The 24,891-nt window shown below is 37.5% G+C and carries 23 protein-coding genes and 1 other annotated feature; of the genes, 6 read left to right on the forward strand and 17 right to left on the reverse strand.

Annotated features, from left to right (window positions below):
• Nucleotides 1-8: 8 nt before the first annotated feature.
• The 3 genes from BQ7352_RS02795 to dapF form a co-directional block, all read right to left on the reverse strand.
• Entirely contained in the window at nt 9-959 is a 951-nt protein-coding gene (locus BQ7352_RS02795) for a TIGR03943 family putative permease subunit (RefSeq protein ID WP_072446783.1), read from the reverse strand.
• Nucleotides 960-989: 30 nt separating this feature from the next.
• Nucleotides 990-2,084, reverse strand: a complete 1,095-nt coding sequence (locus BQ7352_RS02800) for a GTP-binding protein (protein WP_072446785.1) — start codon at nt 2,082-2,084, stop codon at nt 990-992.
• Nucleotides 2,085-2,217: 133 nt separating this feature from the next.
• Entirely contained in the window at nt 2,218-3,060 is an 843-nt protein-coding gene (gene dapF, locus BQ7352_RS02805) for a diaminopimelate epimerase (RefSeq protein ID WP_072446787.1), read from the reverse strand.
• Between the two features lie 139 nt (nt 3,061-3,199).
• Between dapF and BQ7352_RS02810 the strand changes: the two genes are divergently transcribed.
• Both BQ7352_RS02810 and BQ7352_RS02815 read left to right on the forward strand, forming a co-directional pair.
• Complete coding sequence (locus BQ7352_RS02810; protein WP_072446789.1) at nt 3,200-4,072, forward strand: AraC family transcriptional regulator; 873 nt, start codon at nt 3,200-3,202, stop codon at nt 4,070-4,072.
• Between the two features lie 37 nt (nt 4,073-4,109).
• Complete coding sequence (locus BQ7352_RS02815; protein WP_072446791.1) at nt 4,110-5,150, forward strand: threonine aldolase family protein; 1,041 nt, start codon at nt 4,110-4,112, stop codon at nt 5,148-5,150.
• A 97-nt stretch (nt 5,151-5,247) separates the two neighbouring features.
• Here BQ7352_RS02815 and BQ7352_RS02820 read toward each other — a convergent pair whose 3' ends face one another.
• From BQ7352_RS02820 to malQ, 5 genes are all read right to left on the reverse strand, one after another.
• Nucleotides 5,248-5,784, reverse strand: a complete 537-nt coding sequence (locus BQ7352_RS02820; protein ID WP_072446793.1) for a chromate transporter — start codon at nt 5,782-5,784, stop codon at nt 5,248-5,250.
• Nucleotides 5,781-6,332, reverse strand: a complete 552-nt coding sequence (locus BQ7352_RS02825; protein WP_072446795.1) for a chromate transporter — start codon at nt 6,330-6,332, stop codon at nt 5,781-5,783. The genes BQ7352_RS02820 and BQ7352_RS02825 overlap by 4 nt, the downstream gene beginning before the upstream one ends.
• 110 nt (nt 6,333-6,442) lie before the next feature.
• Nucleotides 6,443-8,707: a glycogen/starch/alpha-glucan phosphorylase gene (locus BQ7352_RS02830; protein ID WP_072446797.1), complete on the reverse strand. Its 2,265-nt coding sequence runs from the start codon at nt 8,705-8,707 to the stop codon at nt 6,443-6,445.
• A gap of 22 nt (nt 8,708-8,729) precedes the next feature.
• A complete protein-coding gene (locus BQ7352_RS02835; protein ID WP_009247545.1) occupies nt 8,730-9,773 on the reverse strand; it encodes a LacI family DNA-binding transcriptional regulator in 1,044 nt (347 codons plus the stop codon).
• Nucleotides 9,774-9,786: 13 nt separating this feature from the next.
• The gene (malQ, locus tag BQ7352_RS02840; protein WP_072446799.1) at nt 9,787-11,265 is read right to left on the reverse strand and encodes a 4-alpha-glucanotransferase; all 1,479 of its coding nucleotides are present in this window, start codon (nt 11,263-11,265) and stop codon (nt 9,787-9,789) included.
• A gap of 216 nt (nt 11,266-11,481) precedes the next feature.
• Between malQ and BQ7352_RS02845 the strand changes: the two genes are divergently transcribed.
• Genes BQ7352_RS02845 through BQ7352_RS02855 form a run of 3 tightly spaced genes read left to right on the forward strand, consistent with a single transcriptional unit; the run spans nt 11,482 to nt 12,948 of the window.
• Entirely contained in the window at nt 11,482-12,123 is a 642-nt protein-coding gene (locus tag BQ7352_RS02845) for a hypothetical protein (protein WP_242948505.1), read from the forward strand.
• A gap of 53 nt (nt 12,124-12,176) precedes the next feature.
• Nucleotides 12,177-12,614 carry a hypothetical protein gene (locus BQ7352_RS02850; protein ID WP_072446803.1) on the forward strand — a complete coding sequence of 146 codons (438 nt, stop codon included), beginning with the start codon at nt 12,177-12,179 and terminating at the stop codon, nt 12,612-12,614.
• 25 nt (nt 12,615-12,639) lie between these two features.
• Entirely contained in the window at nt 12,640-12,948 is a 309-nt protein-coding gene (locus BQ7352_RS02855) for a hypothetical protein (protein ID WP_072446805.1), read from the forward strand.
• A gap of 303 nt (nt 12,949-13,251) precedes the next feature.
• Here BQ7352_RS02855 and BQ7352_RS02860 read toward each other — a convergent pair whose 3' ends face one another.
• The 6 genes from BQ7352_RS02860 to BQ7352_RS02885 form a co-directional block, all read right to left on the reverse strand.
• Nucleotides 13,252-13,680 carry an ABC transporter ATP-binding protein gene (locus BQ7352_RS02860; RefSeq protein WP_072446807.1) on the reverse strand — a complete coding sequence of 143 codons (429 nt, stop codon included), beginning with the start codon at nt 13,678-13,680 and terminating at the stop codon, nt 13,252-13,254.
• Nucleotides 13,670-14,110 carry a DUF4869 domain-containing protein gene (locus BQ7352_RS02865; RefSeq protein ID WP_072446809.1) on the reverse strand — a complete coding sequence of 147 codons (441 nt, stop codon included), beginning with the start codon at nt 14,108-14,110 and terminating at the stop codon, nt 13,670-13,672. The genes BQ7352_RS02860 and BQ7352_RS02865 overlap by 11 nt, the downstream gene beginning before the upstream one ends.
• Nucleotides 14,107-14,820, reverse strand: a complete 714-nt coding sequence (locus BQ7352_RS02870) for a hypothetical protein (protein ID WP_072446811.1) — start codon at nt 14,818-14,820, stop codon at nt 14,107-14,109. The genes BQ7352_RS02865 and BQ7352_RS02870 overlap by 4 nt, the downstream gene beginning before the upstream one ends.
• A gap of 147 nt (nt 14,821-14,967) precedes the next feature.
• Nucleotides 14,968-15,672 (reverse strand): zinc metallopeptidase, encoded by a 705-nt coding sequence (locus BQ7352_RS02875; RefSeq protein ID WP_072446813.1) that lies wholly within the window; start codon nt 15,670-15,672, stop codon nt 14,968-14,970.
• 90 nt (nt 15,673-15,762) lie between these two features.
• Nucleotides 15,763-18,411 carry a YhgE/Pip domain-containing protein gene (locus BQ7352_RS02880; protein WP_072446815.1) on the reverse strand — a complete coding sequence of 883 codons (2,649 nt, stop codon included), beginning with the start codon at nt 18,409-18,411 and terminating at the stop codon, nt 15,763-15,765.
• A gap of 13 nt (nt 18,412-18,424) precedes the next feature.
• The gene (locus tag BQ7352_RS02885; protein WP_072446817.1) at nt 18,425-20,500 is read right to left on the reverse strand and encodes an efflux RND transporter permease subunit; all 2,076 of its coding nucleotides are present in this window, start codon (nt 20,498-20,500) and stop codon (nt 18,425-18,427) included.
• A 221-nt stretch (nt 20,501-20,721) separates the two neighbouring features.
• Between BQ7352_RS02885 and BQ7352_RS02890 the strand changes: the two genes are divergently transcribed.
• A complete protein-coding gene (locus BQ7352_RS02890) occupies nt 20,722-21,324 on the forward strand; it encodes a TetR/AcrR family transcriptional regulator (protein WP_072446820.1) in 603 nt (200 codons plus the stop codon).
• Here BQ7352_RS02890 and brnQ read toward each other — a convergent pair.
• The 3 genes from brnQ to BQ7352_RS02905 all read right to left on the reverse strand — a co-directional run bounded on the left by brnQ (nt 21,321) and on the right by BQ7352_RS02905 (nt 24,879).
• Nucleotides 21,321-22,625, reverse strand: a complete 1,305-nt coding sequence (gene brnQ, locus BQ7352_RS02895; RefSeq protein WP_072446822.1) for a branched-chain amino acid transport system II carrier protein — start codon at nt 22,623-22,625, stop codon at nt 21,321-21,323. The genes BQ7352_RS02890 and brnQ overlap by 4 nt on opposite strands.
• Before the next feature lie 176 nt (nt 22,626-22,801).
• Nucleotides 22,802-23,034 (reverse strand) — a binding site (T-box leader).
• Between the two features lie 244 nt (nt 23,035-23,278).
• Nucleotides 23,279-24,133 (reverse strand): Rpn family recombination-promoting nuclease/putative transposase, encoded by an 855-nt coding sequence (locus BQ7352_RS02900; protein WP_072446824.1) that lies wholly within the window; start codon nt 24,131-24,133, stop codon nt 23,279-23,281.
• Nucleotides 24,134-24,210: 77 nt separating this feature from the next.
• Nucleotides 24,211-24,879: an ABC transporter ATP-binding protein gene (locus BQ7352_RS02905; RefSeq protein WP_004223955.1), complete on the reverse strand. Its 669-nt coding sequence runs from the start codon at nt 24,877-24,879 to the stop codon at nt 24,211-24,213.
• Nucleotides 24,880-24,891: the final 12 nt, after the last annotated feature.

A 24,891-nucleotide genomic window follows, 5' to 3' on the forward strand; every position in this document is an offset into this window, starting at 1 on the left:
CCCTCTCCTTAGTTAAAATATACCAATTCCTGCTTTAAAGGTTCTACAGGTTCTAAAGAAATGGCTGTGAGCACCGGTCCCTCTTTATGGTAAGAAGAAACATACTCATAATCTACCTCTGCCACTACCTTTACCCACTTACCGGTACGCAGACTCTTTGCCTCAGGACTTTTACAGATATACCCGATAAAGCTGGTATCATCTGCACAGCAGGTCATTGCCATTCTTCCCGGCACAAAGACATTTTTCGGAAATTCTCTGGATTTTAATACCATTCCCGTAAAGGAAACTTTCTTTCCTTTGTAAGTTTCCGGATGATCCATAGCATCAATAAACCAGATACCATAATCCTCATCCATAATTTCAATCACATCCGCATTTACATCAAAAGGCATTTCCTCTGCAAAAATATCTTCGATTTCTCCTTCTTCATCCTCAAAGATAATCTCTGCACCCTGATTTACTACTTTCACACTTCTTCTGAAGGATGCCAGAGGCATATCCATGGAACAGCGGTTGAACAATACCATATCTGCATTTCTTACCATTTCCACAAACAGAGATTTCATATTGTTCATATACACTTGAAAGGTGCTGGCATCTACGGTAACAATGTGCTGCACAATGCCCCAGTCTTTTGGAAGCTGCATCTCTTCAAATTTGCTGACCTGCCACATTCCGTTATATTCTATAATCACTCGTTCCGGACTGTAAAAAGCATCATAAGCCACCAGTCTTTCCGGTGTTAATTCATCTAAGCTGTTTAATACCTCCACGGAAGTTCTGCTCTTTTTCAGCATCTTTTCATCAAATTCCACTTCGCCTTCTTCGCAGAGAATTAAAAGGGTATTGCCCTCTATCTGAAAATAATCCTGAGCAATGGTAAAATCTAAAAATGTAGATTTTCCGCTTTCTAAAAATCCTGCCATAAAATAAATTGGCACTCTGATTTCGTCCATTTCTGTTTTCTCCCTTTTATTCGTAAAGTCTTAAATACCAAATAATTCTGACAGCTTGTCTTCCTGAATTTTAGAGCCAATAACACAAATACGTCCTGTATAATCTGCAGAACCCTCTCTGATATCCGCTTCTCCCGGCACCATATCAAAGTAAATCCACTGTCCGTCTTTTCCTTCTACCATACCTTTTGCTCTCAAAATCATACCGTAGCTTTCATCATTGGAAAGTGTATCTAAAATATTCTTGATTTCATCCTGTGTATATGTTTTTACAGTTTCCTTACCCCAGCTTGTAAACACTTCATCTGCATGGTGATGATGGTGATGCTCATGGTCATGGTGGTGGTCATGTCCGCAGCTGCACTCTTCATGGTCGTGATGATGATGTTCGTGCTCATGGTGGTCGTGATGGTCATGTCCGCAGCCACATTCTTCATGGTCGTGATGATGATGTTCATGCTCATGATGATGTCCGCCGCATACCGGACAAGTTTCTTCTTCCATAAGTTCTTTTTCCAAAGAGCGGTTATTTTCCATAATATCCAAAATTTTCTCTCCTGCCAGTTTCTCTACCGGAGTTGTAATCACTGCTGCTTTTTTATTTAAAGAGCGAATGATTTCCACTGCTGCCACAATCTTTTCTTCTGTAGCCTTTTCTGTATCTGTACGGCTTAAAATAATCGTTCCTGCATACTCAATCTGATTACTGAAAAATTCACCAAAATTTTTCATATACATTTTGCATTTTGTAACATCTACAATAGTTGTAAAGCTGTTTAATTTTATGTCAACTGCATCCTCTACTTTCTGAACAGCTTTGATTACATCAGAAAGTTTTCCTACTCCTGACGGCTCAATAATAATTCTGTCAGGATGATATTTTTCAATGACTTCTTTTAATGCTTCGCCGAAATCCCCTACTAAGGAACAACAAATACAGCCGGAATTCATTTCACGGATTTCAATTCCGGCTTCTTTTAAAAATCCTCCGTCAATACCGATTTCACCGAATTCATTTTCAATAAGAACCACCTGTTCGCCTTTATATGCCTCTGTAAGAAGTTTTTTGATTAAAGTTGTTTTTCCTGCACCAAGAAATCCTGAAAAAATATCAATTTTTGTCATTACACACATCTCCTCTTTCAATAAACTCATATTTACATTTCAAAAGGGGACGAAAGTCCTTCTTCCGCCCCTGTCCCTGCTGGTAAGTATAACACATTTCTCATAAAAAGAGCAAATGTTTTAAACCATATTCCTATATCTGTCTGAAAAAATCTTCAAATAACTCAATTCTGCAAATTCCCTTTACGCTTCCAATCATTTTTACATTGAAATTTTCATCAATCTGAGTCCACAGCTTTCCTCCGGGAGTATGAACCATAACGTCAGAGTCAATAAGTCCCAATCTGTATGCTGCCCCTGCCGCTGCACAGCTGCAAGTTCCTGATGACAGAGTATAGCCTACCCCTCGTTCATAAATTTCAATCTGAATATTATTTTTATCCAGTACTTTTACAATTTGCGTATTGATACGCTCTGGAAAGTAATCTGCCACTTCTGAATATTTTCCGATTGCACAGACCTTTGCCCTTGAAATCTCATCTGTAATAATCACACAGTGAGGATTTCCCACAGACACACAAGTACACGCATATTCTTCCCCGCCAAAATTAAAATACTCGTGAAGTGCCTCTCTTTTTGGTCCGGTAAGTCCTATTTTTTCACTGTCAAAGGAGAGCTGCCCCATTGTCATCTGAATTCTGGTTCCTTCTCTGTTAAGAAAACGCAGTTCCACCTCTCCCCCTTTTGTGTAGAGTGAAAAACTTTCGCTCTGTACCTCTTTTATCGTCTTTAAATAATGAGCGAAAATACGAATAGCATTTCCACCCTGCTCTGCCTCTGAACCGTCTGCATTGTAAACCTTCACGTACATTTTCCCGTCTTTTTTATAAGGGCCCTCTACAATTCCATCTGCTCCAATACCATAATTACGATTACAAAGCTTGACAATCTTCTCCTTGTCCAACTTCTCCTGATTTTTATTGCAGTCATAAATAAGATAATCGTTTCCCAAACTGTGATATTTATAAAATTCCATGTTCTATTCCTTCTTCCGAAAAAAAGTTCTTCTCTAAATATAGTATGCTTGATATTATTAGTGTACCAAACACTTTTGTGTTATAATATCCTTATAGTGTTAAAAACATTGCAAATAATGCTATTTATAAAGGAGAACTATGGATACTTATCAAAAAACAGGCTATTTAACCGAAAATTTCCGCTATTTCCATCTATGCACAAATTCCCAACAAGAATTTCATTATCATTATCATGAATTTTATAAAATTCTGTTTTTTCTCAAAGGAGATGTAACTTATCACATCGAAGGGCGTACTTTTCAGCTTGTTCCCGGAGATATTGTTCTCATTCCTGCCGAGGAAATTCACCGACCGCAATTAAATACTGATACCTGCTATGAAAGAGAAATTCTCTACCTTTCTTTTGATTTTTTGAATTCTTTTCAAAAACCGGAAGAAGATCTCTCTCTTTGTTTTTCCAATGCACGAAAGCGTCAATCTTACGTTATCCGCATTCCGTCTTTTTACCAGAAACATATGGTAGATCTTTTTCTACGGCTGGAAGAAGAAATTTCTGAGAATACTCTGTATGCAGGAAAACTCTATCAGGAAAATCTTGTTACTGAACTCTTGATTTTATTAAATCGAGCCGTCTTAAACCAACAAAGTATTTACCCTGACAATACCTGTCAAAATGAAAAAATACTTCTGATTTTAGACTATATCAACAACCATCTTTCCGATGACTTAACCATCGACAATTTATCTGAACGTTTTTTTATCAGCCGATATCACCTTATGCACTTATTTAAAACTTCCACCGGTTATACCGTAGGAAACTATATTACCATTAAACGGCTCTTTTTTGCCAAAGCGCTGATACAATCCGGAACGCCTGTAACAGAAGCCTGCTATTTAAGCGGTTTTCAGAATTATTCTACTTTTTCCAGAGCCTACAAAAAACATTTCCATACCAATGCGAAAAATCGTGAATTTTCAAATGGGCATAGCGGCAATTCTGTGGTAGAATAGAAGCACATAATGTTTACACAGAAAGAGAGGATTTCACATGTACAGTTTTCAGAATGATTACAGCGAAGGTATGCAGCCTGCTATTCTTCGTGCTTTAGAAACTATAAACTATCATCAAAATCATTCCTACGGGCAGGATATCCACTCCGATGCTGCCAGAGATTATATTCAGGAAGCATTAGAGGACTTTAGTGTTGATATTCATTTCATCGCAGGAGGAACTCTGACAAACCTGACTTTTATTTCTCATATTTTAAAACCTTTTGAGGCAGTAATCAGTGCAGAAACCGGTCATATCAACACCCACGAAACAGGCGCTATTGAAGCTACCGGACATAAGGTATGCCCAATCCTTACCAAAGATGGAAAACTGACTCCTGATTTAATCCGCCCTGTTCTTGATATGCACGAAAATGAACATTGGGTAGATCCTCGTCTTGTTTACGTTTCCAATCCTACGGAAGTGGGAACCGTTTATACAAAAGAAGAATTAGAAGCTTTATACGCATTCTGCAAGCGTCACGACCTGTACTTCTATATAGACGGCGCCCGTCTTGCCGCCGCACTGGCAGCAAAAGAGGAAACGCACCTTACTTTCCCTGATTTGCCAAAGCTGTGTGATGCTTTTTATATCGGCGGAACAAAAGTCGGCGCTATGTTTGGGGAAGCTTTAGTTCTTGTAAATGAAAACTTCAAAGAACGTTTCCGTTTCAACATGAAACAAAAAGGCGCTATTCTGGCAAAAGGCTGGTTTTTGGGTGTTCAATTTGAAGAATTATTTAAAAATAACCTTTATATTGAAGCCGGCGCTCACAGCATTGCCATGATGAAACCCATAAAAGAAGCCTTTGAAAAAGCCGGTATTCCGCTTTTATGCGAAGCGCCTACAAATCAGATTTTCCCTATTTTCCCCAATGCACTTGCAGAGGAAATCAACAAGAAATATCTGACTACCTTCCAGTGTAAGCCGGATGAAGACCATACTTGTCTTCGCTTTTGTACTTCATGGGCTACCAATGAAAATGCAGTAAAAGATTTTGTAGAAGATTTTGAAGAAATGTGTGGACGACTCTTATAAAAACATAAAAAAGAGAATGTGAAACTTACAAGTAAAGCTGCTATATTAAGTAATATTAAAATTTTCTGCTTAATATAACAGCTTTTTCTATTATCCTTTACAACTGAAAAATAATTCCTGCGACTGCCGCAGCAGCAATATATACCACGGGATGCTTTTTCCATTTACGAATAGCAAAATATAGCGCAACCGCTAAAATCCCACGCTCCACACATACCATTGTACTGCCACCAGTGAAAGTTTCAGTAGCCACTCCTACACCGGCTGCAATAATCAAACCTGTGGACGCCGGTCTTAAACCGTAAAATATCTTCTGTACCAGTTTAGAGTCTTTAAATTTCTCTAACACCCTGCTGATAATCAAAATTACAATAATGGACGGCAATACCAATCCCAATGTTGCAATCACTGCACCTAAAACGCCTTTTACAGAAAATCCTACATAGGTGGACATATTCACGCCCATAGCGCCCGGCGTAGACTCAGAAATTGCAATCATATTTCCGATATCTGCCGCAGTAAACCAACCGGTCTTTTCAGAAATTGCATATAAAAACGGGATAGTAGCCATACCTCCACCTACTGCAAAGAGTCCGGTTTTGGCAAATTCATAAAATAATCTCAAATAAATCATTTCTTTTCCCCCTGCATCTTCTGAATATTCTTAATAGAAATTCCGGCGGCTGCTGCCAGCACTACCAAGATAACCGGAGATAAAGAAGTGAACACGCTTAATAATGTAATCACAATACAAATTGCAACACACCACTTATCAATTACAGATTTCTTACCTAATTTGATAACCGCATCTAAAATCAATGCACATACGCAGGCACGAATTCCATTAAAAGCATGCGCTACATAAGAAATATGTGCAAAGTTCTGAAGAAATGCCGCAATAATTGTAATAATTACAAGAGACGGAAATACAAAACCAAAAGTTGCAGCAAAACCTCCGGGAACTCCTTTTCTCTTATATCCGATAAAAGTAGAAGTATTCACTGCAATAATACCGGGTGTACATTGCCCTATTGCGTAGTAGTCCATAACTTCTGCCTCGGTTGCCCACTGCCTCTTTTCAACAATTTCCCTTTGAATAATCGGGAGCATGGCATAACCGCCTCCAAAAGTCACAGCACCCATTTTTGCAAAAATCCAAAAAAGCTCTGCCAGTTCCTTCAAATTTCTTTCCTCCTAGCTTCAAAATTTAACACATATAAAATTAACACAATTTTTTTGCCTTGTATAGCCTAAGAATAAAAATGAATATTCCGGCAAAGCTTTTCAATCTTTTATTTCAATTTCCAAATATCTTTATTATACTGTTCAATCGTTCTGTCAGATGAGAAAAATCCTGCTTTTGCAATATTTACAAGTACCTTTTTATTCCATTCCTCCTGATTTTCATAATCCTGATATACCTTTTCTTTGGTTTCAATATATTCTTTAGTATCGAGAAGTGTCATAAACCAGTCTTTGCCTACCAGTTCTTTATGAAGTCGTTTCAGATTTTTTTCATCACCGATAGCAAGCATTTCTTTGCCCACAATAAAATCTACCAACTTATGAATAAGTTCATCCTCTTCATAAATATCTTTTGAGCAATATCCCTTTTCTTCATATAAATCAATAACCTGCTGTGGTTTCTTCCCGAAAATATAAATGTTTTCATCACCTACCAAGTCTCGGATTTCTACATTTGCGCCATCCTCTGTACCTAAGGTTAATGCACCATTAAGCATAAACTTCATATTCCCTGTGCCGGAAGCCTCCTTCGATGCCAGAGAAATCTGTTCTGAAATATCTGCTGCCGGAATAATCTTTGCAGCTTTAGAAACATTATAGTTTTCAATCATCAAAACTCTAAAGTACGGACGTACTTCCTCATCGTTTTCAATCAACTCCTGCAAACACAAAATTAAATGAATAATATCTTTTGCAATAACATAAGCCGGTGCTGCTTTTGCACCAAAAATCATGGTAATCGGTGTCTTTGGTTTATTTCCTGCTTTAATATCCAAATACTTATAAATGGCATATAAAGCATTCATCTGCTGACGTTTATACTCATGAAGTCTCTTGACCTGAACGTCCATAATAGAATTTTCATTGATTTCAATGTCCTGTGTTTCCTGAAGGAATTTCTTAAATTCCAACTTCTTTTCTCGTTTAATCTCTGCCAGCTTATGGAAAACTGCCTGATTATCTGTAAAATCCATAAGCTTTTCCAGTTGACTTGCATCCTGTTTAAACCCACTTCCGATTAATTCTTCAATATATGCACTTAACTGCCTATTGCAGTGCAGAAGCCAACGGCGAAATGTAATTCCGTTTGTTTTATTATTGAATTTCTCAGGATAAATATCATAAAAATTTTTCAATTCCTGATTTTTCAAAATATCCGTATGCAGCGCAGCAACACCGTTTACAGAAAAACCATAGTGAATATCCATGTGAGCCATGTGCACCCTGTCTTCATCATCAATAATATATACAGATTTGTCTTTATACTTTCTGCGAACTCGCTTATCCAGTTCCTTTATAATCGGAATAAGCTGAGGAACTACTTCCTCTAAATATTCTATCGGCCATTTTTCAAGAGCTTCTGCTAAAATCGTATGGTTCGTATATGCACAGGTTTTCGTAACTGTTTCCACTGCTTCATCCATAGAAAATCCTTTTTTTAGAAGCAAGCGAATAATCTCAGGAATAACCATAGACGGATGTGTATCATTAATCTGAATTACGACATGCTCCCACAGCTTATGCAAATCATAGCCTTTGTCTTCACATTCTTTTAAAATAAACTGTGCGCCACTGCTTACCATAAAATACTGCTGATAAATACGCAGTTTACGTCCTGCTTCGTCAGAGTCATCCGGATAAAGGAAAAGCGTAATATTCTTTTTGATTTCTTCTTTATCAAAATCAATACTGTCTTCTCCTACTATGGTTTCATCTACGGTCTCTGCGTCAAATAAGTGTAAACGACTGCATCCTGACTGGTATCCCGGTACATCAATATCGTACAACACTGCGTTCAAAGAAAAATCTTTAAAATCAACTTTAAAACATTCCGGCTGCTTTGTAAGCCAGCTTTCTTTGGTAATCCATGGATTTTTAAGTTCTTTTTGTTTTAATTTTTCAAATTTCTGTTGAAATAATCCAAAATGATAGTTTAATCCAATTCCATCTCCCGGAAGTCCCAATGTGGCAATAGAGTCCAAGAAACAAGCAGCTAATCTTCCCAAGCCTCCGTTTCCTAAAGAAGGTTCACATTCCAACTCTTCTATTTCGCAAAGCTCATGTCCATGTTTTCTTAAAACCTGCTCTGCTTCTTCATATAATCCTAAGTTTATTAAATTATTAGATAAGAGCTTTCCTATTAAAAATTCTGCGGAAATATAATACAGCTTTTTTTCTCCTTCGTTTCTCGGAAGTTTTCCATTTGCTTCCTTCGTTAGCAGAAGTAATGCTTCAAAAATTTCTTCCTTGCTGCAATTATCCAGATTTTTGTTAAATTTCTCTTTTAATAATATTTGCAATTTTTCTTCCACGTCATTTCTCCTCTATTTCTGCTTATTTTACACTCTCATGGCAAGAGCTGAAAGCTGTTGACTCTCTTTCTAAAAGTTCTCCCTCAAAAACCAACTGTCTGGGAACTTCCTTTCCTTTTATCATATCAAACAGCAGCTCTGCCGTTGCTTTCGCAATTTTCTCCACAGGCTGACGTATGGTTGTAATACTCGGAATATAAAATTCTCCTGCCTCCATACCGTCAAACCCTGCCACGGAACATTCATCAGGAACAGAAATTCCGGCTTCTTTTAAAGCTCTGCATGCGCCAATCGCCAAAGTATCCGAGGTAGCATATAAAGCTGTAAAATCGGTCTTTTTTAAAAGTTCCTTTGTCAGCTTATATCCTGTCTGAAAAGAATATCGGTCTTTTTTCGCATCCATATAACCAATCAATTCTTCCTGAACAGGTATTTTTTTATCCTTTAATGCCTGTGCATATCCCATAAGACGAAGCTTTCCAATACTCTCGTCCTCTTTAGGTGCTGTCAAAATCGCAATCCTTTCATGCCCTAATTGAAGGAGATATTCTGTCATTTTATAGCTCTCTTTAAAATCATCTACGGATACGGCAGCATACTGCTCACAATTTTCTCCTGCTGTTCGAATGGTACTGAGCACATAAGGTACTTCAAGCTGCTCCATCTTTTCTTTTGGGTGCGAAAAACTTCCCCCCAGAAAAATTAATCCCTGAAGCTTTTTTTCCTTAATAATATGCAGCGCAATGTCCAGCTCATCCTCCTGCTCCTCTACATGCTGTAAAATACAGCTATAATTCTTCTTTTGGCACTCTCTTTCCAAACCGCTTACAATATCACTGAAAAAAGTATTCCCAATTCCCTTTACCAGTACAGCAATGGCTTTTGACTGTATTCTTTTTAAATTTCTGGCGCTGTTGTTCGGTACGTAATTAAATTCTTCAATAGTTTTCATAATCAACTCTTTTGTCTTAGGATTGATATCCGGATGATTGTTCATTGCTCTTGATACTGTACTTACGCCAACACCGCATTTTTTTGCAATATCCTTAATCGTCATGTTTCCCATCTTTATGCCCTTCTCAGGAAATCCTTCCATAAAGTTTTGTCATATCATACATTTTTTCTAATATATCTTCCTGTAACTGTCCCCGTTTTAATCTCCATTTCCAATTATATCCCAAAGTAGAAGGCTTATTAATTCTGGCCTCTGTTCCAAGCCCCAAATAATCCTGAACAGGAATAACCGCTAAATCCGCTACCGATGCCATTGCAAGACGAATAAAATCCCAAGGAAGTTCTTCGGCAACAGACTTTTCATTATTCATATATCTTTGAGCAAAAGCTCTGTCCTCTGGCGCCATTTCTTCCAGCCATCCCAAAATGGTATCGTTATCATGTGTTCCTGTATAAACAACACAATTTTTATTATAATTATGTGGAAGATAATCACTTTCTTCCCTTGAGTCAAAAGCAAACTGAAGTACTTTCATTCCCGGATAGCCGGTATCCTGCAATAGCTTTAGTACACTGTCAGTTAAGTACCCTAAATCTTCTGCAATAATGTTTACATCACCAAGTGCCTGCTTTACTGCACGGAATAAGTCAATCCCCGGTCCCTTCTGCCATGTACCGAACTCGGCAGTCTCATTTCCGTAAGGAATTGCATAATATTCATCAAAACCTCTGAAATGGTCTACACGTACCACGTCATAAAGTTTAAAGCAATATTTTAAACGCTGTATCCACCACGCAAACCCCGTAGAAGCATGATATTCCCAATTATACAAAGGATTTCCCCACAGTTGTCCCGTTGCTGAAAAAGCATCCGGCGGACAGCCGGCAACTGCTGTGGGTTCTGAATTTTCATCAAATTGGAAAAGCTCAGGATTTGCCCACGCATCTGCACTGTCAAAAGCAACATAAATGGGAATATCTCCAATAATAGAAATCCCTCTCTCATTAGCAAATGCTTTCAGCTTCTGCCACTGCTTTGCAAACTCATACTGCTGAAAACGAATAAACTGCACTTCATCTGCCAATTCCTGCTTTTTCTGTTCTAACGCCTTTGCATCTCTGCATTTTAAACGCTCTTCCCACTTATTCCAGCTAATACCGTCAAGGCTGTTTTTAATTGCCATATAAAGGCTGTAATCTTCAAGCCAAAATTCATTTTCCTTTACAAAATCATAAAAATCCTCATCTGCCTCAAAACGTGCAAAAGCTTTTCTTAAAATAGAAAAACGCTGGTAGTAAATTTTTTCATAATCAATATAAGAAGGATTGTCTCCAAAATCACACGCATCACATTCCTCTTTTGTCAAAAGACCATCCTCTATCAATGTTTCTAAATCTATATAATAAGGATTTCCTGCATAAGTAGAAAAAGATTGATATGGTGAGTCCCCATATCCCGTAGGACCTAACGGCAAAATCTGCCAATATTTTTGTCCTCCTGCCTTTAACTGTTCCACAAATTCATAAGCTTCCTTTGAAAAACTGCCAATTCCATAAGCTGAAGGCAGTGATGAAATCGGAAGCAGCACTCCGCTCGCTCTCATTTTTCTTTCTCCTTATATTCCTGTTCTTTCTCATGCGTTTCCGGTAACGATATCGGTAACGTTTCCAATACTTTGTAAAAATACAATAGCATATTTTTCCCTAAAATGCAAGAAGAAACAAATTTTATTATGATAATATGATAAACTGTGATATAATAAAAAAAAGAAAACTTTTAAATAATGTTGAAAAGCCTTATAGAGCAAGGAGGTATCGCAATGAAAAAAGCAACAAAAATTTTAATAGCTGCAACTCTTTCCCTAGCTGCCCTTTCTTCTATTATCTATACAGAAAAAAACGCAAAACTTAATACCACAGACGTTATAGACATTCGTAGCACTGAAACCTCAAATGTAATCTTCAGTGAGCCAATGAGTTTCTCAGAAATGGTAACACATTACGCTGAAGCAACCGAGATATCCTACGATGAAGCTCTCAAATTATTTCCTGAAGAAAGCGCTGACAGCGGTGCATCTTCCACATGCCATCGAATATTAAATATCCCCCTTGATGTGACTGCTACTTATAAGCCTCAGCTGGAATTATACTGTGAAACAAGTGAGTCGGGACATTATTGGGGATTATCCAATATATACCTTGTAAATATGGAAAAAAATCACGATAGTTCTTCAAAACAGTTTTCAGGCGATGTGGATATGTGGTTTAGAAATGGATATGAGCTTGAATATATCGTGAATGGAGATTTTTACAACAATGGTACAATGACCATGTCTGATAATACGGATTTAGATTTTACAGAAGACAATTATGTGCATATTTCATTTACGACATCTTCTTCTATTATGCCGGTTCACTACCAATATTGCTATGACCACCAAACACTGACTTTTCAAAATTAGTAGATTAAAATCTATTTTTTGAAAAAGCTGCATCGTAAAAAGGAATATCTGATATGAAAAAGTTTACAGCATTTATACTTATTGAAATGTTTATTTTTATTCTAGGTGGATGTAAATCCGCTACATCACAATCTATAAACACAAAAACCTCTTCAGATATAGATGCTGCAAGTATTTATTCTTTTCCTGAGCCGACAATACAAGTTCAAGTCACACATTTTCTTAATGACACTGAAACTGAATTTATAATAGGCTCTGATATTTATGACCCCAAAGATACTTCTGTATCGCCCATTTTAAATTGGTTTTATGAGTTAGAGTTAAAAGCTTGTGAAAAGCCGGACAACATAACCGAAAATGAATACTACGATTTCGTGGTAGATGGAAAGTTCGGCAGCTTTCGATATGAGGTTCAAGATGAACAAGCATTTATTATTGTTCGTAAGCAATGGTATGAAGTGAAAAACCCATCAACACCTCCAGTTGAATAGGAGGCATTGTCAGTAAGGAGGAAGTATGACGAAAAGATTTTCTGTACCCGCTTTATTCAACCATAAAATTTCTGTCTATTTTGTTCGCATAACAGCATGGATAACTTTTTTTGTAACCGCTTATATACTTTTATCAACTTCAAACTTATGGTATGACTGCCCTGCTCTAAGTTTAACCTGTGTCCTTTCCACGTGTTTTGTAGATTTTAAAATAGACTATACCAATATGTCCCCTTTGAAAAATTCTATCCTTTTTATGCTCAAATGGACGGTTCTTATTTTAGGTGCTTTCCTAATATATAAAACAGCCTCTCACTTTCCATTTAAGCTGTAACTCTACGGAAAGATGGTCTTTTTTATTTCTGGAAATGTATAGTTTTTTACATTTCCAGAAATTTTAAAATTTCTCGCTTTAACAGTTCTGAACACGGCACTGCCGAGAGGAGGAAAAGAAACATAAAAATAAAATCTATTATTGAAAGTGTTCCTATGGGCAGTGAAAACTGAGATATAATGGTAGAATATGCAAACCAATAAGCCTTATAATACAGAAATAAATTCTTTCACTTTAACTCCCCTCTCTCAATTCCATATACATATTATACATAAAATCGCTGTTTACAAAATGACCCTTTTCTTACATATATGGCTTTATCCTAAACACTGTCTGCTCTCCGATTTTTTTACTCTCCAGCTCAAATAAATTCTCTTTCGTCGCAAATAAATTTTTAGGATTTCTTCCTATAATTAAATACTGATTTTTATCATCTAAAGAAATATACTTTCTTATATCGTCATCTAATAAAATGTCTGCATTATCAATAACAATCAGTTTCCCTTTGGTACGGACAATTATCTCTTTTATATTTTTCTGATAATCATAATTATCCATACACAAAATTTTAGAATTGAGCGCCATGCACTCTCTGATAAATGAGAAGGTTGCTGTCTTTCCTATTCCGGAGTCCCCCATTAAAATCGTTATGTTGTTTGTAAATGTAAAGTCTACTACAAACGAGGTGTGCACTGTTGAAAAATGCTTCATCACAATCGGTTTACTTTTCATTTTCCCACCACTCCTTTAACTCCTCATAATCTTCAATCACTTTACATTCGCTTGTCTGAACCTTTACATGTTCCATATTAAAAGGAATTATTGCATAATCACTATACACATATCCTTGCTCAAAACTATACAATATTTCTAAGGCATTATTTCCACATTCTTTTAAGCAAAACACCTTGTCCGGAAAATACAACACATTCAATACTGTTTTACACCCTGTGGAAAGTTGATCTGTATTCAATGTAATATCTTCAAATCGTGAGCGAATTTTATATTTACTAAGAAGCTCCGAGCAATCTATCATTTTAATATACTTTGCTGCCCTCTCATCTAATTTAGCTGCCGTGTTTTGATTAAAAAATATGTCATTCAGTTCTATATATTCTTTATCCTGAGGTATATCCTTCTTGTTCTTAAAAATCGTTATCATGCCACTACCTCCAATCCAACTTTAGGAAACTGTGTTTTCAATGAACTTCCTGCATAAATCCGTTTCATTTTCTCAAGCACAGATAGTTTGCTATTGTCTAGTCCACAGATGTCATCTTCCTGTCGCTTCTCCCATTCGCAACAAGACCTTATCCAACATTCTCCAAGAACCCCTTTTGACACTTCAAACCCGGTATTTCTCGTCAAATCAAACAGAAGCCTTGCTGTTAATTGCTCAATATTATGTTCTTCAATATTTTTATCATATTTCACGATTTCTTGAATTTCCTTATAATCAAGATTATCATTCTGTAAAGCTTGCACAAGTTTATGTCTTGCCTCAATCATTCCAGCTCTTTTTTCCAAAAATTCATCTTCCGAAGCATAAATCCACTCAATTAGTTCTTTAAATTCTAAAAGAATATACTCAAAACAAATTATATCCAACAGAAAAACATTTTTCTTCTCATCTGCATATTTTTTTAAATATTTCTGTTCCATCACAATCTGCAAATTATCAAAAGAATTATCAAAAACAATAATGTACTTATTCTCTGCATCCTGTAATGCTTTAACTGCCTTCACTAATTCACTATTGTTCTTTTTGCTTTCAACGATTACATGCGGACAAAGTTGTTCCATAAAACTTGTCCAAAATGTATAACTTGCTTTTCCTTTTCTGTCTTCTATCCATAAATACGTTTTAGCCATGACTATCTCACCTGCTTTCTGCACTCTATTTTAACTGATTTCCACCTATAACACAAGGAAATGAGCAAAAAGAAAAAGCCGCATTTCTGCGACCTTTCTTAATCATTCTATGCAAGTTATTTAAAAAATCCTGCTATAAAATCCCCATCAATCTCTCTCATTTCTTCTGTTTACAATAGTCAACAGTCTTAAAAGCTGCGTCAGTGACACAGCAAGGGCTGCCACATAAGTAAGCGCCGCCGCGGTCAGTACCTTTCTGGAACCTGCAATTTCCGCATCTGTTAAAATATTACAACTTTCAATAGCACGAAGCGCCCGTCTGCTGGCATCAAATTCTGTAGGCAATGTCAAAAGCTGAAACAGTGTTGACAATCCAAAACATGCCACTCCTAAATAAGCAAGATTTCCCATTGCTGAACCCGTTCCCGCAAATAAGAGTCCTATTAAAATCAGGGGCATGGCAAGTTTAGAGCCCAGGTTGGTAATGGGTATAATGGCATTTCTAAGCTTAATAGGTACATACCCCTGTGCATGTTGAATAGCATGACCTGCCTCATGTGCTGCTACTCCGATTGCAGCTGTAGATGTCTGTGAATACACCCCATCAGACAGCCGGATAACACTGCTCCTTGGATCATAATGGTCTGTGAGATTTCCTGCTACTCTTTCAATCCTTACATTATACAAGCCATGTGCATCCAATACGGCTCTGGCTGCATCTCTCCCTGTCATATTCCGCATGGAATACTGTGAGGAATACCTTCTGAAAGTACTGTTCACTTTGGAACTTGCCCACATGGCAAAAAGCACTGCGGGTAAAACATACATAATATATGTGTAATCAATATACATTTTTCCATCTCCTATAAAGTCAATACTAACAGTATATTCCTCACACCTATTCTTATACAAGAAACAAAGAATAAATTAATTCTAAAGTTTTTATTCTTTTTCAATTCCTGCTGTTTCAATAATGAATTTTACTTTTCCATTCATATCCTGACTTGCGCCGTCAAATGCTGTATAGGATTTATCTGCATCTTCCACTGCTTTCAAACGGTCTAAAACAGTTTGCAAATCTCCGTTTAAGGCATCACTTAATTTCTGAATACCTTCTTTATCAAATTCTGCCATTCCATCTGCTAATTTTACTGAGCCGTCCTGAATCTGTGTTACACCGGATTTTAGTTCTTTTCCTCCTGATGCAAGCTTAGAAGTTCCGTCTTTTAAGGAAGAAGCTCCTGATGCAAGCTGTGAAATACCATTACTTAATACACCTGCTCCCTGACTTAAAGTATTACCGCCTTTTAAAAGTTCCTGACTGCCTGATGCAAGCTGTGCTGCTCCTGCATTTAACTGTTCATTATTCTGATTTAATTCCTGTGAACCGCTCTGAAGCTGTGCTGTTCCCTCTGACAGACTGGCTGCTCCGTTCGTAAGCTGTTCGATACCTGCACTTAACTGTGTTGCTCCCTCTGACAGTGCTTCCAGTCCTCCCTGCATTTTCTGAGAACCTGTTGCAACTTGAGAAGCCCCTGTATTTAAAGCACTATTTTGTTTACATAATTCTCCACTTCCTGCTTTTAATGCAGCAACTGCTTCTTTCAAAGTAGATGCCATTGTGGAAAATCCGCCTAAAGGTTTTACAGCTTCTCCAAAGGTTGTGACACCTTTTGTCAATTCCTCTGCTCCTGCTGCCGCCGTCTGAGCCCCTGTCTTTAACTGTCCAATCTGCTCCTGCACTGCTCCCAAATCCGTACCTGCAATCTCCTGCTGTACTGCTGCCATCTGTGCCTGAATCTTCTTCAACTGTCCCACTGCTTCCGTGTTTCCTGTATTTGCAGGAACTTCAATATTTGCAGAAGTCTGAACACCTACGGAAATATTACCCAGATTTGCCAGAACTGCCTGTTGCTGCTCCTCTGTCAGCCCTGCAGCTGAAAGAGCTGCTGCTACATTAGAACGCTGCTGTGCGTTTGCCTGTGCATTAACTGCCGCATTTTCTTTGGCAATGGCTGCTTTTGCCTGTTCTGTAGCTGCTGCTGAACCGGTATCGCTTAAACTGCCAATATAATTTTCAATAATTCCTGCGGCACTGCCTGCGCCCTGAGATACGCCGCCGGCTGCCTGTGCCAGAGCGCCTACACTGGCTTCCATATTTCCTGCGGCCGCCTCAGCCTGTTTCGCACCTTCCTGTAACTGTCCTGCTCCGGTAATTAAAGCTTTTGAACCTTCTGTAATTCCTTTTATAGCTTCCGGAAGCTGTTCTGTCTGTCCCAGTGCTCCCTGTAACTGGTTATTCAACTGTTCCAGACCTTTATCCAATTTATCCACACCTGCTGTATATGCACTAACACCATCTTTTAATGCCTGTGCACCATCTTTCAAATCTTTACTTCCTGTACTTAAATTTCCAATTCCCTGAACCAGTGCTTCTTTCTTCTCATTCAGAGTATCAATGCCACCTTTTAAAGTAGATGCTCCTTCTGCTGTTTTAGCAATACCTTCTCCTAATTTCGCAGAGCCTGCTGTATAAGAACCTACACCTGTCTGTAACTGAGATGCGCCATTTTCCAGAGCTTCCATACCCTGTGTCAGACGAGAAATTCCGCTTAATAACTCACCTTTACTGCTGTTCATCTTATCAATACCGTTTTTTAACTGTCCGGCACCGTTATCAGCGCTATTTAATCCATTTACAAAAGTATCTGCAGAAGAATTCAATTTTGAAATACCGTCTTGTAATTCTTTGCTTCCTTTCACTAATGCTGTAGAAGACTCTGTAAGCTTATTCATATTTTCTTTTAATTCATCTGCACTGTCTATCTCTCCCAGATTTAATTCATCTAAAAGTCCGGTAGTAGCTACCGTTGCGGTCATAGACAATTCAAAATCTTTCACATCTGCTGTAATTTCTACAAAATCAGGAATTTCTAAGTCCTTTAATTCCTCTGTTTCAGAAAGCTGCAAACTGTCAGAAAGTCCCGGGAAACCAACTCCCACTACAATATTGTTATTTCCATCAGACAACACCTTACCATTTTCAATTTCAATATTAGAAAATACATCCGTAGGTAAAATCATAGCTGTCATCATCATAAAAGGTGTATAAATATTTTCTTCCTTGCCGTTTACCTCTGCTGTCTGTTGTTGTTTATTTTCATAATTAATACGAATTTTTACTTTTCCGCTTTTTCCTGCAAGTTCAGATGGCTGAATTTCTTTTCCATCTAAATAATAAGTAATATTTACACCTACCGGAAGTTCCTTGGTTGTTTCTCCCTGATAGTAAATATCTTTTCCATCAGCATCCCATGTAAGACTGCTGTCACTGCCCTGTTTAAATTCTTCGTCACCTTTTACGTTTTGAATATTACTCAGTTCACTTTTATCATTAAGTTGAGTCTCTCCATCTGTATTTTTTAACCAGTTACTTACAATCACATTTTCAGATTTTCCGTTTTCATCTGCATTTACATATACAGTCTGCTCTTTTTCCGGCACTGCTGCCAGCACAGAAGTTGTGGGGAGCATCACAGACATCATTACTGCCATTCCTGTCAGCATAGCTTGCACATTTTTTTTCTTCATATCAAAAAACCTCCTATTTCTGTTTTCTCAATCTAAAGTTTTTACTTGTTTTACATATAATTCCATCGAAAATCCAGTACATTGCCGGCAGGAATAAAAGAACGGATACCATACTGATTAATGCACCTCTTGCCATAAGCAGACACAGAGAGCTGATCATATCAATCTGGGAATAAAGTCCAACTCCAAAAGTAGCTGCGAAGAAACTGAATGCAGATACCATAACCGGTCTGATACTGCTTCCCAGTGCAATACTAATGGATGTTTTTTTATCATGTCCGAAACATCGTTCCTGCTCATATCTGCTGGTCATCAAAATAGCATAATCAACCGTTGCTCCTAACTGAATTGTCCCAATTACAATCGATGCTATAAAAGGCAACTCTGTTCCTGTCAGGTACGGAATACCCATGTTAATAAAAATTGCACCTTCAATTACCAAAACCAAAATAATCGGCAATGAAATAGACTTAAATACAAACAAAATAATCAAAAATACTGCCAAAATTGAAACTGCACTTACAACCTTAAAGTCATGGTCTGTAATCTCAATTAAATCCTTAGTACATGGTGCTTCACCTACCAGCATTCCTGCCGGGTCATACTTTTTCAGAATTTTATTTAATTCATCAATCTGCTTATTTACTTCATCTGATGCTGTCTGATACTGATTTGTAATTAACATCAATTCGTAATTATCACTTTTCAAAATTTCTTTTATATCATCAGGGATCATACTTTCAGGGAAAGATGGACCGATAATAGTTTCCAGTCCCAGTACTTCTTTTACACCTTTTACCTTTTCCATTTCTTCAATCATTTTATAGGTGTCTTTTTCTGAAATTTTATTATCCAGCAAAACCATGTGAGCTGCACCCATGTCATAGTCTTTCTGAAGCTTTTCGTTTGCCTGAATGGACTCTAATTCTCTTGGTAAGCTGGCATCCAGATTGTAATACACCTTAGTATTTGCCTGAAAATATGCAAATGGAATAAATAATGCTACGCATAAAAATGCAAACGCTTTATGATGTTTTACTAAAAATTCCGGTATCTTCGGAAAATCAGGTATCAACTGACGGTGTTTTGTCTTTTCCAGTGCTTTATCAAAAATCATAATCATGGACGGCAATACTGTTACACAACAAATCACACCGAAAATAACACCTTTTGCCATAACAACCCCTAAATCCATACCCAATGTAAAACTCATGAAACACAGGGCTATAAATCCTGCGATAGTAGTAATCGAACTTCCGACTACGGATTTGATAGTTGCCGCAATGGCTTGTGCCATGGCCTCCTTATGGTTATTGCCAAATCGTTCTCTTTGTTCCTGATAACTGTGCCATAGAAAAATGGAATAGTCCATAGTAACACCCAGCTGCAGCACTGCACTTAATGCCTTAGTAATATAGGAAATCTCACCTTGAAATACGTTGGTTCCCATGTTATACGCAATGGCAATTCCAATACTTGCCAGGAATAAAAACGGGATTAAATAAGACTCCATGGTAAGCGCCAGGACAATACAGGACAATACAACAGCAATCAATACATAAACTGCAACCTCTGACTCAGCTAAATTTTTCGTATCCGTAACAATCGCTGACATACCACTGACAAAACACTGTTTTCCTGCCAGTTTTCGAATATCTCCAATGGCATCCATGGTTTCGTCCGCAGATGTTGTCGTATCAAAAATGATAAACATCATGGTAGAGTCATCTGCAAACAAGACCTTTTTAATCTTCTCTGGAAGCATTTCTACAGGAATACTGATATCTGACAAACTGTCATACCAGACAACTTTTGAAACATGGTCTACTTTTTCGATTTTCTTCTTTAACGCGGCTACATCTTTGTTTTCCATGCCTTCGCATACAAACATGGAATATGCACCTGTGCCAAATTCATCTACCAGAATGTTCTGTCCCTTCATGGTTTCAATATCATCCGGTAAATAGTAAAGCACATCATAGTTGACTCTCGTATTCAGATAACCGATTGCTGATGGAATTAACAGCAGAAGGCTTAAAATAAAAATCGGAATACGAAACTTTACAATTTTTCTTCCCAACTTTAGCATGATCGTTCCTCCCTTTGTGACTATTGGTCATTTATTGTTATACTCCAAAAATGACTAATAGTCAATATCTCTTTCACATAATTTATGACTAAAAGTCATTTTATTTTTTATGCAAAATGTGGAATTTTTATTACAACTGTTTTTTCATTTGACTTTTATGGTATTTCATTTCTATAATTGAGCAAGAACTTTAAGCTTTTTGGAAAAAGAGGGTTGGAGAAATGAGTAAAATTGATAATAACAAGCAACAAAAAAGGGACTCCCTTTTAGAGTCCGCTTTCTCTTTATTTATTAACAATGGTTTTAACAAAACTTCTATCTCTGATATTGTAAATCAGGCAGGCGTGGCAAAAGGCACTTTTTATCTTTATTTCAAGGATAAATATGACATTCGCAATCATTTAATCAGTCACAAGGCAAGTCAGGTGTTTCAGATTGCTTATAATGAGCTGTTGAAACACGAAAGTATCACAGATTTTGAAGAACAGGTACTTTTTATTATTGACAATATTTTAGACCAGCTGGCGGCAAATCATAATCTTGTAAAATTATTGTCCAAGCATTTAAGCTGGGGATTTTTTAAGAATTCTCTGTTTTTTGCCCCGGGTAAGGATATACCTCCTATTTATACCATCTATGAAAATTTACTGGAAAAATCTACTCATACCTATCGTACACCGGAAGTTATGATGTATATGATTTTAGAACTGGTAAGCGGCATCAGCTATAATCCTATTATTTTTAATCAGCCTGTTTCATTAGAGGAAATCAAAAATCCCCTCTATGAGTCCATAAAGGGGATCTTCAAACAATTTAGAATTTAACGTTTCTTAACTATGTACAAAACACTGGTGAGTGCTACTGCTGCGATTGCGACAGCAACCCAGCCAAGTCCCATGGAATACAGCGGCAGAGCATGACACCAGTCACTTAAAAATCCCAACGGAACTTTCAGGTCATCTAATACATAAATTACACTGATGCATCCTACTGCTGTAATTGTGCCTGGATAGATGTACGGATTATTCTTCATCCATCTCTCACAAATTCCCAAAACAATTAACATAATAGAAATCGGATAAATGGCATTTAAAATTGGAATAGATATTCCTAAAATCGTATTTAATCCCTGATTGCATACAAGGAAGGAAAAACCGGAAATCAAAAATACCCATTGTGTATAGGAAATCTTCTTTGTAAGTGTAGAAAAATACTGGGAAATAGAAGTAATCAATCCTACACAGGTTGTCAAACATGCCAGAGTAAAAATCGCTGCCAGAAGCACTGCTCCCGGACCTCCAAATAACTGTTCTACAATGCAGCGCAGTGTCCAGGCACCATTTTCCTGAATAGGAAATACACCAGAACTTCCCATTCCCATGTAAGAAAGCATTAAATACACAAGTGATAAAATAGTTCCTGCAAAAATACCTGCACGAACAGTATAACTCATAACGCTCTTTTTGCTCTCAATTCCAAGGCTTGTAATTGTGGTGGCAACTACTAACCCAAAGTTTAATGCGGCAATGGTATCCATCGTCTGATAACCTTCCAAAAAACCTTTTGCCAGAGGATTACCGGCATAAGCTTCCTGTGCTGCTGCTATATTTACTTCCCCGCGGAATACATAATTTATAAACACAAAAACTAAAAGCAATAATAAGGTTGGTGTTAAAAATTTTCCAATTCGCTCTACCAATTTATTCGGTTTCATGGCAAGCCACCCTGCCAGAATAAAAAACACAAAGGAGAAACCAACCATACATATCGTAACGGAAGCTTCTTTTGGAAGATAAGGGGCCACCGCCATCTCAAAAGGTACAGAAGCTGCACGTGGAATTCCAAGTCCCGGTCCTATGGACAGATAAATCAAAATAGTAAAAATCATGGAAAATCTGGCTCCTACTTTCTGAGAAAGCTTATCCAAACCATCAAAGCGTGCAACAACAATAACGCCCAATACAGGCAGCGCTACTGCAGTAATCAAAAATCCCAGAACAGCAAGAGGCATCTTCTCTCCTGCATTCTGTCCCAAAAAAGGTGGAAAAATCAGATTTCCTGCACCAAAAAACAGAGAAAACAACATAAAACTTACCAGTAACATCTTTTTCTTTCCTAGCTTCATTACAAATCCTCCTTAGTATTTAAAAACTGAAACATTTTTTATTTTATAGGACGCAATTTCCGCGCGCGAGCGGTTCACAAAGTGATAATTTCATTTCCGCGAGCTGCGCATCCTTGCGGAGCATTTTTTTATTTCATAGGACGCAATTTCCTATGAAATAAAAAAAGCTGCCCTCTCAAAAGGACAACTCTCGTCGTGGTACCACCTTAATTCCCTGCAAATATGCAGGCTCATGCACACATCAATTTAATGCGTATCACCTATAACGTGGCTCTACTCCGGCGTACCTACTTATTTCAGTTTACTTCTCCGGGATGATTTCACCTTTTGGCTTTCTTGACAGCTTCCACCAGCCGCTGCCTCTCTGTAAATTCCACCAAGGGCTACTTATTCCCATCAACGAATTTTACTCTTTTTCTTAAAATCTATAATAAGCACTTCTTTTACGTTCGTCAAGTATTTTGACAAAATATTTCTCCTGCTTTTTAAAGATGAAAAATAGAATTCCTCTGCTTTTTTGAAATTTTGCCTGAAATGGCGTTGAAATGTTTCTATCTGGGGTTGTCACATTAAGCAGAAATACGGAATACTTCTACACTCTCGATATCGCTTAATGCAACAACCTCATTTTTCAATTAGATATGATTTAGATATTACATTTTAGAAATGAATTCATCCAATGATTGTACTTTCAATGCTGTCTCCATCCAACTTCTAATGACTTCTATATCCTGCTGTTGATGTAAAGTTTTCAGGAGATTGTCTGGCAGTTCTCCAAATCTGTTTAATGCCATCTGGAGCATTTCTCGTGCTCCTTCTAATTCTCCGGCTTTTCTCCCTTCTCTGCGTTCATCTTGCATCAATAATTCCAAAAGCATAAATCTCTCCTCCATTTCTCTGCTCCCCTTGATATGGGTGACTGATTTCTGCACTTGTCTTACATAATCATCCTGAAAGTCCGTCTGACTTTCTTTTAAGTCTGCATGCACAAATTTCAGAAAAGAAACTAATTCCTCCGGCACATCTTCTGCGTTTTCTCCACAGGTGTTTAGAAACATAATACAACGTCCGTCTTTTAAAGACGCTTTTTGTGTTTCCTCACAGCTTTTTCGAAAAGTATACCGATATTTTCCTTCCCCAAAAGGGTCAAAATCACAGAGAAAAATCACGTAGCTGTCGGGAAGCTCTGCATATTCACACCCCTTTGCCAAAAGCTCCATATCCATCTGGCTTTGGTAATAACGGCTTCTGCGTCCCAAAGCAGGCTGCTTTAGTACCTGCATCTCTATATTATAACGGGTATTCTTTTCATCCTTTGCATAAACGTCTAATCGCACACCTTTATACTCCGGATGATAGACAATATTTTTCTCTGTGCTGATTTCCACATGGTCTACTTTAATAGAAAGCGCACGCTCCAAGAAACCTTTGCAGTTTTCCTCCTCTGACATCACTGCCGCAAACATAAAGTTATTTTTGATTGTAAGATTTTTTAATAATGTATTCATACTTTTCCTCCACTTTGCAGAGGAATTCTATAACATCCATTATAACAGATGGCGAAGAAATTTATCAATAGCTCAAATTATAAAATTATTTTTCCATCCTCAATATGCACGATTACATCTGCCTGTCTTGCAATTTCCAAATCATGTGTCACTACAATTAAAGTCTGTCCAAACTGCTCCGAACACTGCTGCAATAAATCCAGCGTATCTTCCCCTGTCTTTTTATCCAAATTTCCCGTAGGTTCATCTGCAAAAATAATCTGCGGTCTCGCCAACAGACAGCGGGCAATGGCTGCTCTTTGTTGTTCTCCACCGGAAAGCTCACATGGATATTTCTTCAATTTATCCTCAAGTCTTAAAAGTCCTGTCACTTCCTCCAAAAATTGCTTATCTACTTTTCTCTGGTCTAACTTCAAAGGCATACAGATATTATTTAATACATTAAATTCGTCCAATAAGTTAAACTGCTGAAACACAAAGCCCATATACCTTCTGCGAAATACCGCCATTTTCTCATCTGAATACTGATAAAGATTTTCTCCGTTTATAAATACTTCACCCTTTGTGGGACGGTCAAGTCCGCTTAATGTGTGCAAAAGTGTAGATTTTCCTGAACCGCTTTTTCCTATAATGGCATAGAACATTCCCTTCTCCACCTCCAGACTTACACCTCGAAGTGCAGGTACATCACCGGAAGATGTCTTATATGTTTTATAAATATTTTTTGCAGATAAAATAGTTCCCATAAAAAATTCCCC

Origin of the sequence: Blautia sp. Marseille-P3201T, from assembly GCF_900120295.1 — a bacterium.
Lineage (GTDB): Bacteria > Bacillota > Clostridia > Lachnospirales > Lachnospiraceae > Blautia.

What these genes read in the sequence shown, in the direction of transcription:
- BQ7352_RS02795 (WP_072446783.1), bottom strand. Translation starts at nt 959, where the DNA reads ATGGACGAAATCAGAGTGCCAATTTATTTTATGGCAGGATTTTTAGAA.
- BQ7352_RS02800 (WP_072446785.1), bottom strand. Translation starts at nt 2,084, where the DNA reads ATGACAAAAATTGATATTTTTTCAGGATTTCTTGGTGCAGGAAAAACA.
- dapF (WP_072446787.1), bottom strand. Translation starts at nt 3,060, where the DNA reads ATGGAATTTTATAAATATCACAGTTTGGGAAACGATTATCTTATTTAT.
- BQ7352_RS02810 (WP_072446789.1), top strand. Translation starts at nt 3,200, where the DNA reads ATGGATACTTATCAAAAAACAGGCTATTTAACCGAAAATTTCCGCTAT.
- BQ7352_RS02815 (WP_072446791.1), top strand. Translation starts at nt 4,110, where the DNA reads ATGTACAGTTTTCAGAATGATTACAGCGAAGGTATGCAGCCTGCTATT.
- BQ7352_RS02820 (WP_072446793.1), bottom strand. Translation starts at nt 5,784, where the DNA reads ATGATTTATTTGAGATTATTTTATGAATTTGCCAAAACCGGACTCTTT.
- BQ7352_RS02835 (WP_009247545.1), bottom strand. Translation starts at nt 9,773, where the DNA reads ATGGGAAACATGACGATTAAGGATATTGCAAAAAAATGCGGTGTTGGC.
- malQ (WP_072446799.1), bottom strand. Translation starts at nt 11,265, where the DNA reads ATGAGAGCGAGCGGAGTGCTGCTTCCGATTTCATCACTGCCTTCAGCT.
- BQ7352_RS02845 (WP_242948505.1), top strand. Translation starts at nt 11,482, where the DNA reads ATGAAAAAAGCAACAAAAATTTTAATAGCTGCAACTCTTTCCCTAGCT.
- BQ7352_RS02850 (WP_072446803.1), top strand. Translation starts at nt 12,177, where the DNA reads ATGAAAAAGTTTACAGCATTTATACTTATTGAAATGTTTATTTTTATT.
- BQ7352_RS02855 (WP_072446805.1), top strand. Translation starts at nt 12,640, where the DNA reads ATGACGAAAAGATTTTCTGTACCCGCTTTATTCAACCATAAAATTTCT.
- BQ7352_RS02860 (WP_072446807.1), bottom strand. Translation starts at nt 13,680, where the DNA reads ATGAAAAGTAAACCGATTGTGATGAAGCATTTTTCAACAGTGCACACC.
- BQ7352_RS02865 (WP_072446809.1), bottom strand. Translation starts at nt 14,110, where the DNA reads ATGATAACGATTTTTAAGAACAAGAAGGATATACCTCAGGATAAAGAA.
- BQ7352_RS02870 (WP_072446811.1), bottom strand. Translation starts at nt 14,820, where the DNA reads ATGGCTAAAACGTATTTATGGATAGAAGACAGAAAAGGAAAAGCAAGT.
- BQ7352_RS02875 (WP_072446813.1), bottom strand. Translation starts at nt 15,672, where the DNA reads ATGTATATTGATTACACATATATTATGTATGTTTTACCCGCAGTGCTT.
- BQ7352_RS02880 (WP_072446815.1), bottom strand. Translation starts at nt 18,411, where the DNA reads ATGAAGAAAAAAAATGTGCAAGCTATGCTGACAGGAATGGCAGTAATG.
- BQ7352_RS02885 (WP_072446817.1), bottom strand. Translation starts at nt 20,500, where the DNA reads ATGCTAAAGTTGGGAAGAAAAATTGTAAAGTTTCGTATTCCGATTTTT.
- BQ7352_RS02890 (WP_072446820.1), top strand. Translation starts at nt 20,722, where the DNA reads ATGAGTAAAATTGATAATAACAAGCAACAAAAAAGGGACTCCCTTTTA.
- brnQ (WP_072446822.1), bottom strand. Translation starts at nt 22,625, where the DNA reads ATGAAGCTAGGAAAGAAAAAGATGTTACTGGTAAGTTTTATGTTGTTT.
- BQ7352_RS02900 (WP_072446824.1), bottom strand. Translation starts at nt 24,133, where the DNA reads ATGAATACATTATTAAAAAATCTTACAATCAAAAATAACTTTATGTTT.
- BQ7352_RS02905 (WP_004223955.1), bottom strand. Translation starts at nt 24,879, where the DNA reads ATGGGAACTATTTTATCTGCAAAAAATATTTATAAAACATATAAGACA.